Source organism: Moorena sp. SIO4A1 (assembly GCF_010672065.1).
Taxonomy (GTDB): Bacteria; Cyanobacteriota; Cyanobacteriia; order Cyanobacteriales; family Coleofasciculaceae; genus Moorena.
This window is the reverse complement of the sequence record NZ_JAAHHX010001055.1, coordinates 1-1,043: the sequence shown is the minus strand read 5'-3', so window position 1 is coordinate 1,043 and position 1,043 is coordinate 1. Positions and strand designations below refer to the sequence as shown.

The window sequence follows — 1,043 nt, the reverse complement described above, 5'->3', positions numbered from 1 at the left end:
CCTAAAAAATGTGCTTTTGGGATACTGTATTTGGGGTAATACTAAGTATCATAACGGACTAATTGTAATTTTTAATATCCTAGATTGGCGAAAGTGCTGTTAAAAAATCAATAAATGATGTTATGAAAATACTTTATAACACAGAAACAAAGAAGCTTGAAGCTGAATTTAACTGGAAAATTTTTATTCTTCCATTTTCCACTTACCAAGCTGCATTGGGACTTGTTAAATATGTAGTAGATTTAGTCAAGTCACCAGGTAATATTTTTAAAAATGATAATGAAATTATTCAAAATGATAGTGAAATCATTAGGTCAATCATTGAGGAGGGACGCAAGCAAAACGTTGATGAAATGGAAATTGAGATGAGCCGTGATGCTGCTGCGGGAATTAATGTAGATGGTATACAAGGTGTCGATGTGACATTCGGAAGCAAAGGGAAAATAAATTATGTCATGAAGATCAAATATAAGTCTGATGACTAATCAAGCTGTCTAGTTATTCTCAATAATTCCTATTTAATAACATAAAAGTCAACGATGATAAAAGCTGAAAAGCTGTGGTAATCAACTTTTAGGTGCGACCCGTGGCGAATTTAATTCTTAATCCGGAAAGCGCACCTTTGCCTTTTGCCTTTTCTCTCTTGCCTGGCCCATAGCGCTATATCACAAAACCCAAGGCAATTTAGCAGAAGAATTCCAGGGTTTTTGCCAAGGAATACCACCAACTTCTAATCCACATAACTTACTTTCAGCTATCAAAATCGGTTCAACGTTATCCCCACGTCGTTGTTTAAGTTCCAACTTCAGGTTACCTTGCATAGTATCTCGGCAAATCAAATTTAATCCCTGTTCCGTCGGAGCTAGTAGAGGTGTACCAGGATAGTCAGTTGTACCAGTTAACTCTACTTCATACTCACCATTGCGCCCTTGCATCTGCCAATTTCCCCAAGGCTCAATCTGCCAGCTTACTTCTGAATTCCAGGGCACGAATTCATAAAATTTACCTTCGTAGTGAATGCCAATCAAAGCAGCAGCTTCTGA

2 protein-coding genes are annotated in these 1,043 nt (G+C 37.3%); one reads left to right on the top strand and one right to left on the bottom strand.

What is annotated here, in order from left to right; all coding sequences use genetic code 11:
* Positions 1-122: 122 nt before the first annotated feature.
* Positions 123-485 (top strand): hypothetical protein, encoded by a 363-nt coding sequence (locus F6K53_RS45220; RefSeq protein WP_293054789.1) that lies wholly within the window; start codon positions 123-125, stop codon positions 483-485.
* 180 nt (positions 486-665) lie between these two features.
* Here F6K53_RS45220 and F6K53_RS45215 read toward each other — a convergent pair.
* Positions 666-1,043 (bottom strand): tocopherol cyclase family protein (locus F6K53_RS45215; protein ID WP_293087709.1); only part of this gene is annotated, 378 nt, incomplete at its 5' end.

Coding starts and splice junctions, on each gene's coding strand:
- F6K53_RS45220 (WP_293054789.1), top strand. CDS start 123: ATGAAAATACTTTATAACACAGAAACAAAGAAGCTTGAAGCTGAATTT.